Here is a 1,146-nt window from a genome sequence, read left to right on the forward strand (position 1 = left end):
GTGAACGCTGCTTTTTCCAGGCCGTGGCCAGTCTTAAGCAGGAAAGGCGTATTCAAACGATGTTCAGCGAGCACGACAATGACCGATTGACCGACAATTTCGGCTTGGTCGCAACGGATGACTACTTCAACGACGGCGGCAGCTTCGACCAATAAACCATGAATCAGACAACTCAATTGGCTCATCGATTCGGGCGCTCGCGACGGGATCGTTCGACTGAAAACGGTCCGGTCGAGCATCTGCATTCGGCTTCAGAACGTGTTTTTGCATGGGGGAGGCTTAGGTGCTCAGCGAGCAAAATTTTCCCTTGCAAGTCACCGAAAAAATGTCAAAAGAAAAGTGAAGGTGGGATCGGGCTTTCGGGAGGGAGATAGGCGTAGAGGCCCAGTCATTACTGAGAAAATGGCAAAAAAATATCTGAAATAAAATGTGAAGCCTTAAGTCCCGAAGAACTCGCTCTAGTCAATACGGTCGCGCTGGCGCACGGTAGCTTTGCCACCCAAGTGCCATACGCCTCTGAATGTGGGTTGTCGGTTAAATCTGCTCAGCTGCTTTCTCAACTGCGTCCGCGTCGACCATCCGTATGCGTGCGGCGAACCTACCTTCCTGAGCCCGAAGCCAAAGGCAATGGTGTCCACCTAAATTTGAAGTGGACAGTTCTAGCCTTTTACACACGCGAGGGTGTCAGAAAAAAAGAAAGGGTTTGGTGGCTACAGCCTGTCGGCCTCGATAGGTAGCTCCCATGTAAAAAGTGGCGTTCGATCAAGTTCGATCGTATTCAACATTCTGCTTGCCAGGTGTCACTCGGTGCCCAGGGCACTTGGGGGTTGATGCCTTAGCCATGGGTAATGTCAGCCACCTCGTCCTTCGCTGCGTCAATAACCCGCTGCGGATCGGTGACAAGCAGGTCTTGTGGTCGCTTGCCTCCAAGCAGGCTGCTGACTGAGGCAAACCAGTACGCCATGCCCCAACTGCTCTTCTTGGTTGCCAAGATCTTGATGACTTCCCGCATCGCTGGTAGCGGGCGATACGCGGCGTCCTTGTCGAGCCCGTAGACTGGGAAGTAATCGCAACCGTTGTGCCGGATCGCGAATAAGCGATTGTCTCGCTTCCATTTGTTGGGTTGCGAGCTGGGGTTGCGCGAGC

Annotated in this window: 1 protein-coding gene and 1 pseudogene; both read right to left on the reverse strand. The window is 53.2% G+C overall.

The genetic code is table 11. The features are described from left to right. Nucleotides 1-245: hypothetical protein (locus PMI22_RS31430; RefSeq protein WP_157214444.1), on the reverse strand; the 245-nt coding region annotated here is incomplete at its 3' end. A 590-nt stretch (nucleotides 246-835) separates the two neighbouring features. Next, nucleotides 836-1,146: pseudogene (locus tag PMI22_RS08695) on the reverse strand (hypothetical protein); the annotation flags it as partial.

This window comes from Pseudomonas sp. GM21, assembly GCF_000282215.1.
Classification (GTDB): Bacteria; Pseudomonadota; Gammaproteobacteria; order Pseudomonadales; family Pseudomonadaceae; genus Aquipseudomonas.